At 63.0% G+C, this 14,126-nt stretch carries 11 protein-coding genes; 6 read left to right on the top strand and 5 right to left on the bottom strand.

Going from position 1 to position 14,126, the window contains the following annotated elements; genetic code table 11:
• Nucleotides 1–542: AGE family epimerase/isomerase (locus tag LLH00_06825; protein ID MCE5270983.1), on the top strand; the 542-nt coding region annotated here is incomplete at its 5' end.
• A gap of 97 nt (nt 543–639) precedes the next feature.
• Here the strand turns inward: LLH00_06825 and LLH00_06830 are convergent.
• The 4 genes from LLH00_06830 to LLH00_06845 form a co-directional block, all read right to left on the bottom strand.
• Entirely contained in the window at nt 640–1,779 is a 1,140-nt protein-coding gene (locus LLH00_06830) for a beta-lactamase family protein (protein MCE5270984.1), read from the bottom strand.
• Between the two features lie 197 nt (nt 1,780–1,976).
• Entirely contained in the window at nt 1,977–3,143 is a 1,167-nt protein-coding gene (locus tag LLH00_06835) for a helix-turn-helix domain-containing protein (GenBank protein ID MCE5270985.1), read from the bottom strand.
• 69 nt (nt 3,144–3,212) lie between these two features.
• Complete coding sequence (locus LLH00_06840; protein MCE5270986.1) at nt 3,213–4,787, bottom strand: sodium:solute symporter; 1,575 nt, start codon at nt 4,785–4,787, stop codon at nt 3,213–3,215.
• A 127-nt stretch (nt 4,788–4,914) separates the two neighbouring features.
• Nucleotides 4,915–7,407, bottom strand: coding sequence for a beta-N-acetylhexosaminidase (locus LLH00_06845; GenBank protein ID MCE5270987.1), 2,493 nt, complete (start codon nt 7,405–7,407; stop codon nt 4,915–4,917).
• 357 nt (nt 7,408–7,764) lie between these two features.
• Between LLH00_06845 and LLH00_06850 the strand changes: the two genes are divergently transcribed.
• The 4 genes from LLH00_06850 (at nt 7,765) to LLH00_06865 (ending at nt 11,030) form a co-directional block, all read left to right on the top strand.
• The gene (locus tag LLH00_06850; protein MCE5270988.1) at nt 7,765–8,235 is read left to right on the top strand and encodes a metal-dependent transcriptional regulator; all 471 of its coding nucleotides are present in this window, start codon (nt 7,765–7,767) and stop codon (nt 8,233–8,235) included.
• Nucleotides 8,232–8,534, top strand: coding sequence for a ferrous iron transport protein A (locus LLH00_06855; GenBank protein MCE5270989.1), 303 nt, complete (start codon nt 8,232–8,234; stop codon nt 8,532–8,534). Before LLH00_06850 ends, LLH00_06855 begins: the two co-directional genes overlap by 4 nt.
• Nucleotides 8,535–8,632: 98 nt before the next feature.
• Nucleotides 8,633–10,789 (top strand): ferrous iron transport protein B, encoded by a 2,157-nt coding sequence (gene feoB, locus LLH00_06860; GenBank protein ID MCE5270990.1) that lies wholly within the window; start codon nt 8,633–8,635, stop codon nt 10,787–10,789.
• A 1-nt stretch (nt 10,790) separates the two neighbouring features.
• Nucleotides 10,791–11,030: a hypothetical protein gene (locus LLH00_06865; GenBank protein ID MCE5270991.1), complete on the top strand. Its 240-nt coding sequence runs from the start codon at nt 10,791–10,793 to the stop codon at nt 11,028–11,030.
• A gap of 27 nt (nt 11,031–11,057) precedes the next feature.
• On the opposite strand, the gene LLH00_06870 is transcribed toward LLH00_06865, so the two are convergent.
• On the bottom strand, nt 11,058–12,977 hold the full coding sequence (locus LLH00_06870; protein ID MCE5270992.1) for a PAS domain-containing protein: 1,920 nt from the start codon (nt 12,975–12,977) through the stop codon (nt 11,058–11,060).
• A 384-nt stretch (nt 12,978–13,361) separates the two neighbouring features.
• Between LLH00_06870 and LLH00_06875 the strand changes: the two genes are divergently transcribed.
• A partial coding sequence (locus LLH00_06875) for a BON domain-containing protein (protein MCE5270993.1) occupies nt 13,362–14,126 on the top strand: 765 nt, incomplete at its 3' end.

Raw genomic sequence — 14,126 nt, forward strand, 5'->3', positions numbered from 1 at the left:
TGGGACGCTATATCTGTCCGGGGCACACTATCGAGGACATGTGGTTCGTGATGCACTGGGCGTTGCGCACGGATGACAAGTCACTTCTGGCCCGGGCGGCCGGCACCCTGCGCTGGGCGCTGGAAAAGGGCTGGGACAAGCAGTACGGCGGGATACCGCAGTTCCTGGACAAGAGTGGACGCCCGCCCGAGGGCGATACCCCCGACGGGCTGGAGGGCCACGAGATGGTGAAGAAGCTGCGTGGCAACTGGTCGAACAAGCTCTGGTGGGTGCACTCCGAGGCGCTGTACGCGCTTCTTCTGGCCCGGGAGCAACTGGATGAGCCCTGGATGGACGAGTGGTACGCGCGGGTTCACGACTACACGTTCGCCGTGTTCCCCAACCCCAACCGTCTGGTGGGCGAGTGGATCCAGATACTCGATCGCGAGGGCAGGCCGGAGGAGAAAGTGGTGGCCTTGCCGGTCAAGGACCCGTTCCACATCGCGCGGGCGCTGCTGCTGGCGATCCCGGTGCTGGAACGCCTGGCGGCACGGGGATGGTGAGGGGGGATTCCGGTCTGGGTGTTTCGAATAATTGGATGTTCAAATACATCCGGGCGCACGGAGGGTGTGCCCGGATGTATAGGCCGCCGCTTTGATCTTATTTCCCCGCCATCCCTGCCAGCACCAGGTTCAGGGCCTGATCGACCGCGAGCTGCACCTGGTCCCCGCCGGCGTTGACCGCGATGGCCACCCCCAGGTTTTTCTCCGGTAGCAGGCCCATTATCACGTAGAAATAGGTGTTGCTGCCGTTGTGCCAGAGGAACTTGCCGCCCGCTGACTGCTGGACCACGAAGCCGCAGGCGTAATAGTTGTCGACCGGGGCGTGGAGGATGTCGAACGCGGCCTGGGACACAAGCCGCGGACTGCCCTGGAGGGCGTCCAGGTGCAGCTGCATGAACTTGCCCAGGTCGGACAGGCTCATGCTCAGCCAGCCGGCGGGCTCCAGGAATTCAAACTCGGGTGGATCGACCGAGGGGTCCACGGCCTGGAAATTGTCACCCGACTGAGTGTGTCCCCAGGGCTCGGCCGGGTCGTGCTGCGTGGGCCAGCCATGGAACACGCTCATGGACAGGGGTCCGAACAGCCTGGATTCCATCAACGCGCGCCAGTCCTGGCCGCTCGTCACCTCAGCCATGCAGCCGGCGATCATGTAGCCTGCGTTGGAGTAGCGGAAAGTGCCGCGGCTCACTACCGGTGGCATGGCAAGAAGGATCTGCGTGGCTTGGAGGCGCTGCTCGGCCAGCGAGCCGCTTAGGGTGGGCACCTCCGTGATATCGTCATCCGAGGGCACGCCGGCCCGGTGGTGCAGAAGGTCGAGCAGGGTGATGCCGGAGTAGCCGGGGTCGAGCGTGGGGGCCAGCTCCGGAATGATGTCCGCCGGGCGGCTGTCCCAGGCCAGCGCCCTGCTGTCCACCAGAGTGGCGAGCATGGTGGCGGTCATGGGTTTGACCAGCGATCCGACATGGAACAGGTCGTGTACAGTCACGGTGTCGGGGCGCCCGGCCCGGCGCAGCCCGTGGGCCCGGAGCTCCACCACTTTGTCATGACTGACCGCGATCCCGGCGGCCCCGGGGATTTTGTTTTGTTCCACCAGTTGGGCGAGCTGTGTCTCGAGAACTGTCTGTGCGGCCGGCTGAGTCGGACTGTCATCGGAGGAACAGCCCGTAAGGATTATAACAAGGATTCCGGCTGCGAATGGAATGATACTCGAAAACGCGTTGAATCTCTCCGGTCTCATCTTAAGTACTCCTCCCCTTATCGCTTGACCTGACTTACCGCCCGCCCCGGAAACGGACGGCGGAATGAATTCGACAGGTCAAGTCTAAGCGCAGCAGGCCAGGAAATCGTCACAGCCTATAGGGAAGGACTTCTTTTCCACGCAAGCTCAGCCGGAAGCGGTGAAAAGAGGGCACGCGGAGGCAATGGAGGGTAAGCTTACCGCCCGGACCGGGAAGCCAGGAATTCTTTGGGCGAACAGCCGACAGTTTTCTTGAAGAAGGAATTGAAGGCGGATTTGGATTGGAACCCGGCCTCGAAAGCCAGGGCGAGTATGGTGTAGTTGCTCTTGCGCGGGTCGGCCAGGAGCTTTTTAACTTCCTCCAGCCGGTACTTGTTGATGAAGTTGTAAAAGTTATCGTTCAGCTCGGTGTTGATGATCTGGGACAGATGGTTAACCGACACCTCCAGGAGCGCGGCCAGCCGGGGCAGGGTGAGACCAGGGTCGAGATATGGTTTCTGCTCTTCCATAAGGCGGGTCAGCCGCCCGGAGAGGTTTTTTTTCATCTCATCCGACAACCCCGATTTAGCGTACTTGCCGCTCCTGGCCGGCGCGGCGGGTTCGCCCGGTGCGGTGGGTTCGTCCGGTGCGGGAAGGCTCCGCTCTGAGGAAAAGATGTCTTTCTGCCGGATGCCGAAATAGCCTATCGAATAGATGGACAGGGTGTAAGCGATGCTCAGCACATCCAGCCCCTGCGCCCAGTGCGCGAAAAAGACCACGGTCCAGATCAGCCAGAGAGCAACGTTCAACGAGATCAGGGTCGCGACCCAGCGCAGGCTGACCCCCTCCATGTAGGAGAAGTTGCTTTTGACTTTCCGTATGTGGCGGACCAGGAGCCTGACAATCACTGCGAAGTATACAGTGATCTGCAGCATCGGGATGAGTATCGAGAAGTTGAAATAATAGTCCCCGCGCGCGTAGTAGGCCTGGACCTCACGCAGTTTCAACTCGTTCGGCTCAAGCATCCCGGGCACCGAGAGCAGGACGATGAGGGCGAACGGGAGGTAGTGCAGGGCCTGTTTCCAGCCGAACCTGAACGATCCGGAGGTCATGGCCTTGGTGTAGAAATACAGGCTGGGGGCCAGGGTGAAAATCAGGAGGGTCAGGGTGTTGATCATGTATGGGTATCGAAGGATGTATCTCGATTCGAAGAGAATATCCTCGATACTCATCAGCGAGAACGAAAGCAAAAAGAGGCCCAGGAATTTATGGCCTCTCTGCAGTTTCTGAGGACGGGTGAAGATCAGGAAAGCCAGGAAAAGCCCCTGGATCACCCCCAGGACCAGCAGGATGACGGAGAGGTTTATTCTTGGCTCCAGATTCATGCTGTCCGGCCCTCCGCGGCAGGGCTCGCCTGTGGTCGCCGGGCCGGCCCGGCCGGCGGAGCGGCGGCGCTATTTTTCGATCAGGCCCAGCCGCACGGCCTCGCGGTGCACCGGCCCCCAGAAGCCCAGCGGACGGGTCATCACGTAGTAGCGCACCAGGCGTTTCATGTCATCCGGCGGGGTGAGCAGGGTGATCGGCAGGTAGATCGCCGTGCCCAGCAGCAGCAACAGCCAGAACTGCTGGTAGTCCAGCAGCTCGGGCAGGATGCCGTAGGCCGGCAGCACCCAGACCACGAGCCAGGACAGGAGCAGGTTCGCCACCCAGCTCGACAGGTAGCCCCAACTGTTGAACCGCCACCAGATGACCTGCAGGATCGAGGGCAGCCAGATGCCCGCGGCCATGATCCAGAGGGCGAAGATCAGCCACTGGGTGAGGCTCTCCATCATCAGGCCGTAGAAGAACGAGCCGACCAGCAGCAGCAGCGTGCTGATCCGCCCGACCCAGACCAACTGTTTTTCCGAGGCCCCGGGATGGATGTAATGGTGGAACAGGTCGCGGGTGAAATACATCGCCCCGAGGTTGAGGTGCGTGGAGATGGTGCTGAAATGGATCGCCAGGATCGCGGCGAAGAAGAAGCCGGCCATCCCGGCTGGCAGCACCTTGAACCCGAACGCGTACCAGGCCATCTCGTACTGGTGCTGCTCCTGGATCGCCGGGAACATGGTGAAAAAGCCCAGGATCGCCACACCCCAGAGAGCGTTGCGGGTGAGGGTGAGCGCGGTGCCGGTCCAGATGCAGTAGCTGGCGTCCCGCACCGTGCGCGCACTCTGGATGCGCTGGGCCTCGGGGTACCAGTCGATGGAGGTGCCCATGCCCAGTCCGCCCAGGAGGGCGATGAAGATCATGGTCAGGAACCAGGCGACCGGGAAATCGCCGCTGAACAGACTGGAGAAATGGAACGGGTTGGCGCGCCAGGTCTGGCCCATCTCGGCCAGACGGCCCATGATCTCGCCGGGCCCGCCCGCGGCCACTATCTGCCAGATCGAGACTATGATGATGACCAGGCTGGCGATCACGCCCTGCTGGAAATCGGCCATCACCACGCCCCAGTAGCCGGCGAACAGCACGTAGACCGCGGTGATCGCACCAAACACCACCATGCCCACCCAGAGCGGGCAGACCGGGAACAGGAAGCTGAACACCTTGCCCATGGCGATTCCGACCCAGCCCAGGATGAACATGTTCATGAAGACCTGCCAGCCGGCGAGCCAGCCACGCAGGAGTTCCGCTCCCATGCCCGAGTAGCGCAGGCTCTGCCACTCGGCCTGGGTGTAGGCCAGCGAGCGTCGGAAGATGCGGGTGCTGACAAAGGAACTGACCGCGCACCAGGCGCAGAAGAACGTGTACCAGAGGCCGGACAGGCCGTAGCGGTATATCACCCCGCTGATCCAGATCGGGGTGTCGGTCGCGGTGTGGGTGGCGTAGACGCTGGAGGCGGGCAACCACCAGGGCAGGCCGCGGTCGGCCAGGAAGAAGTCGCTTTCGCCGCGGGTGGCCAAACGGGTGAACAGCACGCCGCAGGCGACCATCAGCAGGATATAGGCGATGACCCAGAACCAGTCCAACGGGCTGAACACAATCATCGGCGACTCTCCGGGCTTGGGAAGGGCTTTGGGACAGGAATGGCCGAATATAAAGACCCGTGTTCCGGGAAGTCAACATTAATTGAGACTTGACCCGAGCCGCCCGTTCAGAACAACCGAAGCGGCCTCAACGCTCCACCCGGCTGGGCAGGCCGAGGCTGAAAAACGGACGCGACACCGGGTTGTCGTACTTGTACTGCCCGCAGGTGCTCCAGCCTGGGGTAGTGAATCCGGGTGCGTTCCAGCCCGCGGGTGCGGAGGATGCCTCCATGGCCCGCCAGGTGAGGGCGCTGGCGGGGCGGGCTATTACTTTGCCGCCGGAATAGACCTCGCCGCAGACATTCAGCGCCGGGACTTTGCCCTCATAGTTGGTCACGCTGAAAGCCAGACGGTTGCGGCCGGGACGGGTCAGCCCGGTCAGATCGAGGAGCACGGCGCGCTCACGATCGACTATCTCGCTCAGGCAGAGACGCGCCACCTTGCGGCCGGCCCATTTGCCGTTGACCCAGGCCTCGACATGGCTTTCGCCCATAAGCTGAATTTTTACACTGTCCACACCTGAGGGCAGGTCGAAATCGGCCGCGTAGAGGGCGGTGCGCTCTTTATCAAGGCGCTTGCCGGGCAGGCTGGCTGACGGGGCAATCCAGGGGCTGGAGAGTTCCCACTGTGGCAGGCGGCCCTCCCTGTCCAGCGAGCTGATGATACTGTCCCAGTACAGAAGCTGGCGGTCCCAGAGAGACAGGAGGTTGTCCAGGCCCTCCGGGCGGTTGTAGCGCAGCCAGAGCTCGCGGTAGGCGCCGCGCAGCTCGGTGGTCGACTGGCGCAGCTCACGCGCCTGGCGGGCGAGCTCGGCGGCCTCGGCTTTGGACAGCGCACCCTGTCCGGCGCGGGCGGCACGGTCCATCCAACTGAATTTGCCGGCCAGGGTCTGGCCCATGCGGGCGGCGAGGTCCATTATATCGAGGAAATCGCGGTTGGCCCCGGCGGCCTGCCGGGCGGCGGCCAGCGCTGAGAGCGCCTTGACCATGTCGGCTTTCAGGGTGGCCCCCCAGGCGGCCCCGTCCTTTTTGAGCTTGATCATCCCGCGCGGGCTGGGCCCGGCCAGGGGGTGACGCCACCAGTCATCGAACGCCGAGCGTCCGATGCCGGCCAGCAGGCTGTTGGCAGTGATGAGCGGCTCGGGGTCCTCAACACCCAGGAGCTGCCGCCAGAACAGGCGCTCCAGGCTGTCGCGGTCGACAGTAGACGGGTTCCAGGCGCAGGCCGCGGCGAAAGCCCAGCCCCAGAGGGCGTTGCCGCGCAGGTTGGGCGCGCCGAAATCGCACCAGCTCGAGGTGAGCGCGCCGAGGGCCCCCTCGCGCTGCCCGGCGCGGGTCATGTTCTGGATGTTGTCCAGGGCCGTGCCCCAGAACGGGTAGAAACGGCTCCAGTTGGACAGGCCCGGGCTGACCAGCACCTTGAACCCGGCCTGACGGAAACGAGCCACGCTGGGATAGTCAGCCGCGGACTCGTAGTGCCAGTCCACGATCACGATGTCGCGCGGCAGGATCCCGGGCTCCAGTATTTTCGGATTGTCGAGGACGATGTCGCCGTACATCAGCATAGTGCGTCCGAGGGAGCCTACAATCTCATGCACCTTGCGGTAGTGGGCGGTGTGCACGGCGGCGAGGCCCTCGTTGCGCACCCGGGCGCGGCTCTTGCCCCGGCCGATGTCCCAGGTCTCATCGCAGCCCACGTTGACCAGGCTGTCGGGGAAAACGGCGCACAGCTCACTCAGAGCCTGTCCCAGGAAAGGATAGATTTCCGGCACGGCCGGGCTGAGGCACTGGGCCCCGGGGAACTCGGCCAGGGGGAAATTGTCCGGACGAAGCAGGTAGTTGTCGTAGTGGCCGAGGGTCTGGAAAGCCGGGACCAGGCGGACGTGCAGAGCGGAGGAGAACGCGGCCAGGCTCTGGACCTCCGCGGCGCTGAGCGCCCCGCGTCCCGCGCCGAAATCCGGGCGCGATTTCAGGCTGAACATGTCCTCTATGTACGGCATGTAGAGGTTCATCTTGTAGCGGGCCAGGAAACGGACCAGGCGCTCGAAATCCTGTTGCGTGCTCACCTGGCCGCGGCTGATGTCATCGCTCAGACCGCGCAGGGCCAGGGCGGGACTGTCCTGAATGAAACAGGCTGGCACCGACCGTCCTTTGCCCGCGCGGATGAGCTGGGCCAGGCTCATCAAGCCGTAAAACCGTCCGGCCGGGTCGCCGCCCGCCACCACCACCCGGTTGTTTTCGGCGCTCAACAGGTAGGCCTCGCCGCCGGGCGCAGTCTTGCCGGTCAAGGCCTCACGCACCGGGGAGCCGCTCTGGGAGGGACCCACCAGCACGCAACCACGGCTGTCCAGGCCGGGTTTGTAGTCCACGACAGCGAGCGTGTCGAGGCCCATCTCGCTCAGCCAGAGGTTCATCTCTTCCGCGGCCCGGCGGTCGGAATCGGCCGTGCCGGGACAGAGCAGGAGCTTTCGCGCGGCAGCGAGCTCGACTTGCCCGGGAAGGCTCTTGTATTCGGCCGGGGCCGGCAGCACCGGGCAGGCAGGGACGGACAGGGCATCCAGGGGACTGAGACCGGCGCACATGAGCCAACCTCCGAGACACAGGACGATGAGTTTTTTATTCGACATGGGTTTATCCTCAGGTTAAAGGCCCGGTAACAGGGGGGACACCCCGGTGGGCGGTCCCGTTCCGCCAGAGCACAACTGGCGGACAGGATATAATAAGGCGGCCGGGGCTGAGAAGGTCAAGCATATTCCCCGCAGGAAAGAAAGCCTCCGGGATTGACCGACAGGTTGCAAGCTCGGCGCAAGCCTGCCAAAGGCAGTTGGTTGGACCGTAGTTGCGAGAGAAATCTTGACCAAAAGTTAGTTTTGCCTTATTATTTTAGTCGAAGCTAATAACATTTCAGTCCCCTACCCGTTAAACAAGGCAGGCCGAGGTTGGAGAACGCTCTGGACCTGAGTGCGAGCCTGGAGGACTATCTCGAGGCGATCCTGCACATCGAGGACAGCAAGCCGGCGGTGCGGGCCAAGGATATCGCGGACCGGATGCAGGTCAAGCGTCCCTCGGTGACGGGCGCGCTGAACCAGTTGGCCCGCCGCGAGCTGGTCAACTACTCGCCCTACGAGGTGGTGACCCTGACCGACAAGGGTCGGGAGGCGGCCCTGGACGTGACGCGCCGTCACGCGGCGCTGAAAGCTTTCCTGATGGATGTGCTGGGGACGGAGGAAGAACTGGCCGAGAGCTGCGCCTGCCGGATGGAGCACGCCATGCCCCGTCCCGTGCTCGAACGTCTGGCGGGGTTTGTGGACTATCTGGCCGAGTGCCCGGCAGTGGACGGGGAAAAGATCATCCGTGAGTTCAGGCATTATCATGCACAGCGCAGTGCCAAGGGACGGAAAAAGGAATGAGCGCGGAAATGGGATCATCCGACAGGGCGGAAAGCCCGGAGAGAGAAGAGAAAATGCAGAGCAGCGGCGTACAGGTGGAGCGGGTTCCGCTCAGTGACATCCGTCCCGGACAGACAGTGAAGCTGGTGCATATCGACGGGGGCTGCACGCTGCAGTCGCGCCTGGCCACCCTGGGCCTCATCCCCGGCACGCCGATCGAGGTGGTGCGCAACACCTCCCACGGGCCGTTCGTGGTGGAGGTCAAGGGCAGCCGACTGGTGCTGGGACGCGGCATGGCGAACCAGATAATGGTGAGCTGAGGCGACCGGATACCCGGTGAGACGATATGGAATAACGTTGCTGCATGTCAGACAGCCGTACTCACAGTGACCGAACCACGACCGAAAGTGCGGGAATCTTGCAGACACCGGAAACCCACAGCGCAAATCAAACCATCCGCATCGCCCTGGCCGGGAACCCCAACTCGGGCAAAACCACCATTTTCAACAAGATCACCGGCTTCCGCCAGCACGTGGGCAACTACCCCGGCGTGACTGTGGAGAAGAAAGAGGGCGAGCTCAACTGGAAAGGCCGCCGGGTGGTCCTGACCGATCTGCCGGGTATCTACAGCCTGACCGCCTATTCCGAGGAGGAGCTGGTGGCGCGCCGCCACATCCTGGAGGAGAAGCCGGATGTGCTGATCGACGTGGTGGACGCGGGTAACATCGAGCGCAACCTCTACCTGGCCACCCAGTTCATGGAGCTGGGGGTGCCGATGGTGATCGCGCTGAACATGAGCGACGTGGCCCGCTCGCGCGGGATCGAGTTCGACCTGGAGAAGCTGTCACGCCTGCTGGGGGTGCGGATCGTACCCACGGTGGGAGCCAAGGGCGAGGGGGTGAGCGAGCTGGTGGAGGCGGCGGTGGAGGTGGTTGTCAGCGCGGAGTCCGCGTCGCCAGCGCAGGTGAACTACGGGGCCGACATCGAGCGGGAGATAGAGGGCCTGTGCGCGCAGGTGGTCTCGCACAACGGGCTGGGGCAGCGCTTCGGCGAGCGCTGGAGCGCGATCAAGCTGCTGGAGAACGACCCGGACATCTGCCGTCTGGTGGAGGGCACGCCCCTGGGCCAGGCGGCGCAGGAGGCGGCCGAGCGGGTGCACCGCCTGTTCGGCGACCCGGCGGACATAATCCTGGCCGACCGCCGTTACGGTTTCATCTCGGGGGCCTGCAGCGAGGCAGTGCGCCTGACCGTGGAGACCCGTCACACCCTGAGCGACCGTCTGGACGATATCCTGACCCACGGGGTGCTGGGCATCCCGGTGCTGCTGTTGCTGATGTACGCGGTGTTCTGGCTGACTTTCACCCTGGGCGGCCCGCCGATGGGATGGATCGAGTGGGGGTTCACCCACCTGGGCGCGGCGGTCAGCTCGCTGTGGCCCGAGGGCTCGGACAGCCCGCTACGCTCGCTGCTGGTGGATGGGATCATCGGGGGGGTGGGCGGAGTGCTGGTGTTCCTGCCCAATATCCTGCTGCTGTTCCTGGGGATCGCCCTGCTGGAGGACACCGGCTACATGGCGCGGGCGGCGTTCATCATGGACCGTCTGATGCACCGGATCGGGCTGCACGGCAAGAGTTTCATTCCGCTTTTGATCGGGTTCGGCTGCTCGGTGCCGGCGATCATGGCCACGCGGACCCTGGAGAACCGGCGCGACCGCTTGATCACCATGCTGATCACGCCGCTGATGAGCTGCGGGGCGCGTCTGCCGATCTACGCGCTCATCATCCCGGCCTTTTTCCCGCAGGCCTGGCAGGCCCCGGTGCTGTGGATGATCTACATGACCGGCATCCTGCTGGCGATCGCCTCGGCGCGCCTTCTCAACCGCACCGTGCTGCGCGGCCCCTCCGAGCCATTCGTGATGGAGTTGCCGCCCTACCGTATCCCCACGGCCAAGAGCATCGCGATCCACATGTGGGACCGCGGCAGATCGTACCTGAAAAAGGCCGGCACGCTGATCCTGGCCGCCTCGGTGCTGCTCTGGGCCATAGCCGCGTTCCCGGTGAAAAAAGACCTGGCGGGTGATTACGCCGCCCGCAGCCTCCAGGTGCAGCAGAGCCTGAGCGGGACCGAGCTGGAGGCTGCCCTGGCCCAGATCGAGCTGGAGCGCCACCACGAGCAGCTGGCCTACTCCCTGGCCGGGCGGATCGGGCGCTCGCTGGAGCGCGTGCTGTGGCCGCTGGGGTTCGACTGGAAGATTTCCACCGCGCTGATCGGGGCGTTCGCGGCCAAGGAGGTGTTCGTGGCCCAGATGGGGATAATCTACGCGGTGCAGGAGGACCCCACGGGACGGGAAACCCTGCGGGAGGACCTTCGCCGGGATTACAGCCCGCTGGCCGGAGTGTGTATCCTGCTGTTCTGCCTGATCGGCACGCCCTGCGTGGCCACCCTGGCGGTGACCCGCAAGGAGAGCGGTTCCTGGAAATGGGCTCTTCTCCAGTGGGGCGGGCTGACAGTGATGGCCTATATCGTAACGTTAATTGTCTACCAGGCCGGAAGTTTACTGGGACTGGGGGTGTGAGATGCTGATAGACTGGCTGGTGGTGGCGGCGATAGTGGGCGTGTCTGGATATTTCGCGGTGCGCTCGATCATGCAGACCCTGCGGGGCAAGAAGGCCTGCTGCGAGGCCGGGGCGCAAGGCGGTTGCCAACTGGCCGACCTGATGCAGAAGAACAACCTGCCGCACCCCCGCACCTGCAACGGCCTCCCGGTGACCGACCCGGACCGGGCGTTCGAGCTGGGGCGGCGCGGCAAAGGCTGAAAAAGAAGGCATCGAAACGGCCGGGGACTATTGGAGGGTCTTCCGGACTTTCTCCAGCAGGCTCCGGACCGAAAACGGCTTTGAAATGAAATTGATGCCCTCCCTAAGAATACCGTGATCGGCGATGATGTTCTCGGTATAGCCGGACATGTACAAGACCCGGCAGCCGGGTTTATAGGCCGAAACCGCATGGTAAACTTCCTTGCCGTTCATCTCCGGCATGATGACATCGGTGACCAGTAGGTCAATGGCCGCGGGGTGCTCACGGGCCAGTTGGACCGCTTCCGAAACGTTTCCGGCGGTCAGAACACAGTAGCCGTATTTTTCGAGCACCTTGCGGACCAGCTCTCGAACCGCTTCCTCGTCCTCGACCAGCAGGACAGTCCCTCCAACGAAGGCAGTCTTAAGCTCTTGATGTGGATTTTCGGCGACTGGCAGAGGCGATTTCACGCTCAACCTGGGGAGAAAGACTTTCATCGTGGTGCCGAGTCCAGGTTCACTGTAGACTGATAGATGTCCCCCGTGCTGACGCACAATGCCATAGACCACGGATAGACCCAACCCAGTGCCCTTGCCCTCAGACTTGGTGGTGAAAAAAGGCTCGAAAATCCTGTCCTGCATCTCGCGGCTGATCCCGCAGCCGGTGTCACTGACCGCGAGCAGAACGTATTCACCTGCGTCCACTCCTATCTTCCGTCTGATATACGCCTCATCCAGCCGGGCCAGGGATGTTTCAATAGTCAACTGGCCTCCCTGCGGCATGGCATCCCGGGCGTTGATGGCAAGATTCATCAGCACCTGCTCTATTTTCCCGGGGTCGGCCAGCACTTTCCCGATGTCCGCTTTCAGGTCGAGCCTGATCCGGATGTCCTCGCGCAGCATCCGCCGGAGCAACTGCTCAAAATTCCCGATCAGTAAATTGATATCTACCGGGCCGACCTCGAGCATCTGCTTACGCCCGAAGGCCAGAAGCTGCTGGGTCAGGCGGCTGGATTTCTCGGCGGCTTCGTGTATCAAACGGATATCTTCCCTCTCGGGGCTCGGATCAGCAAGGCTGTCGAGCAGAATCTCGGAATAGCCCAGGATGGGAGAGAGCATGTTGTTGAAATCGTGGGCCACTCCGGCGGCCAGACGTCCGACCGAATCCAGCCTCTGGGCATGCAGGAGCTGCTCCTCGAGGTTCCTGCGCTCGGAGATGTCGAACACTATTCCTTGGTATTGCTCGATTTCACCGCTGGAATCTCTTTTGACCAGGGTGCGGTCCTCGACCCAGATAAAAGAACCGTCGGCAAGCAGAAAGCGGTATTCCTGGGTGAATGTATCCTTTTTGCGAGCTGTGTAGTACTCCACGTCCTTCCGGGCTTTCTCCAGATCGTCCGGGTGTATCAGCCGACCGTAGTTGAAACCGGCGGATACCAGCTTTGAGGCTTTATAGCCGAAACGGGAGACATTGGGCGAGACATAGAGGATGGGCCAACCCGGAAGCGTGCTCCAGCGGAAAGCTACGACCGGACTGAGATTGATGATGTCGTAGAGAGTGTTGAGTTCGACTGTTTTTTCCCGCAGGCTGTTTTCAGCCGTCTTGCGCCGGGAGATGTTGGCGCAGGTACCGAAAAACCCGACCAGAGCGCCCCGGCCGTCGAGCAGTGGGCCGGCGCTTTCCAGCAGCCAGACGTATTTGCCCGAAAGGTTCCGGAGCCTGTATTCAACCTGGGAAGCCGATCCGCTGCGCGCGGATTCGGCCAGGGTATTGGTCACCCTCTGAAGGTCCTCCGGGTGCACTGAATCGAGCCAGCCCTCGGCGCCAATGTCCGCTCTACGATCACCGAATGTCTCTATCCAGGTCGAGTTGAAGAACAGACGCCGTCCCTGCCGGTCGGCGCGCCAGGCCGGGTTCGGGCGGGCGTTCAACAGCCTGTCGACAACAACATACAAGCAATCAGTCATACATAGCTCCACACGTGCGAGCGCGTACGGAAAACCTTGCGGGTCTGCACACGGAAAAGCTTCGTGCGGTCTGCCTGGCCGGCTCATTCGCCCGCGCGTTATATACCCTGGAAAATTGTTTATGGGAAAAAGAATGAATTGGAATGGAGTGGCTACACAACTCCGTCTAAATATAACATAAACATTTCTATTGCAACAGACCTGGCAGAATAAGCCGGAAAAGCAGGGCAGTATCGATAGCCACTGATGCGGCGTCGAAAGGAGAGCCATGTTTTAACAGGAGAGACGACGGCTCCGGGTGGAACGATCTATGCAATCAACTCTCCGAAACAGTATCCGGCAGTAACCAGATACCCTCAAGACGATTCATCCCAGCGAGGCTTTATGCCCAGATGGCGCAGTGGCGGCGGCTCCGTCGCGGAATCCGGCCACAAGACAGCCTGCCTCATTTGCTCTCTGCTGGTCGGTCTGCTGCCGCAAATCAGTCCGGCCGGGGCGGAGGTCCCGGACAGCAGCGGAGAGAGCGAGAGCAGCTTCCTGGCGCGCTCGGTCCAGGCGGAGCTGGCCGGGGACAGGTGGGTGCGGGTGCGCGGCCTGCGGGTCGAGGAGCGGGACGGAGAGCTCACGCTGCGGGGCAGCGTGCCCACCGCAGACGCGGCCAGGTTCGTGGAGCGGAATGTCCGCCACAAGGCCGGCGTGCGCCGGGTGATTAACCTGCTGCAAGTGGAGAACGATTCATCCGCGCTGGCTGGTGGCGTCCTGCAGAGCCGGGTGGACTCGGCCCTGGGCGCCGACCCGTACCTGCCCCGGGTCGAGGGTGTCGCGGCCACAGTGGATGGGGAGGCGGTGTTGCTGACCGGCAGCGTGCGGGACGCGTTCGAGCGGAAACAGGCCGAGCGCGTGGCGCTGGGTGTGGCCGGGGTGGGCGCGGTGAGAAACCGGATCGTGGTGCGGGAAAATGTCCTGCGCCAGGGCGACTCCGGTGCGGGCCCGGGGTTCGACTGCCCTGAGCTGACGGCCGCGCTCGATTCGCTCTGCCCGTCGAGCGGGATAAACCCCGACCTGGCGATCAATCTGGATGCCGCTACGCTGACCTACTGGCGGGAATCGATCAACACGGACTCGGTGCGCGCGGCGCTCTCGTTCGAG

Source organism: bacterium (genome assembly GCA_021372515.1).
Lineage (GTDB): Bacteria > Gemmatimonadota > Glassbacteria > GWA2-58-10 > GWA2-58-10 > JAJFUG01.

What these genes read in the sequence shown, in the direction of transcription:
- LLH00_06870 (MCE5270992.1), bottom strand. Translation starts at nt 12,977, where the DNA reads ATGACTGATTGCTTGTATGTTGTTGTCGACAGGCTGTTGAACGCCCGC.
- LLH00_06845 (MCE5270987.1), bottom strand. Translation starts at nt 7,407, where the DNA reads ATGTGCGCCGGTCTCAGTCCCCTGGATGCCCTGTCCGTCCCTGCCTGC.
- LLH00_06855 (MCE5270989.1), top strand. Translation starts at nt 8,232, where the DNA reads ATGAGCGCGGAAATGGGATCATCCGACAGGGCGGAAAGCCCGGAGAGA.
- LLH00_06840 (MCE5270986.1), bottom strand. Translation starts at nt 4,787, where the DNA reads ATGATTGTGTTCAGCCCGTTGGACTGGTTCTGGGTCATCGCCTATATC.
- LLH00_06835 (MCE5270985.1), bottom strand. Translation starts at nt 3,143, where the DNA reads ATGAATCTGGAGCCAAGAATAAACCTCTCCGTCATCCTGCTGGTCCTG.
- LLH00_06865 (MCE5270991.1), top strand. Translation starts at nt 10,791, where the DNA reads ATGCTGATAGACTGGCTGGTGGTGGCGGCGATAGTGGGCGTGTCTGGA.
- LLH00_06830 (MCE5270984.1), bottom strand. Translation starts at nt 1,779, where the DNA reads ATGAGACCGGAGAGATTCAACGCGTTTTCGAGTATCATTCCATTCGCA.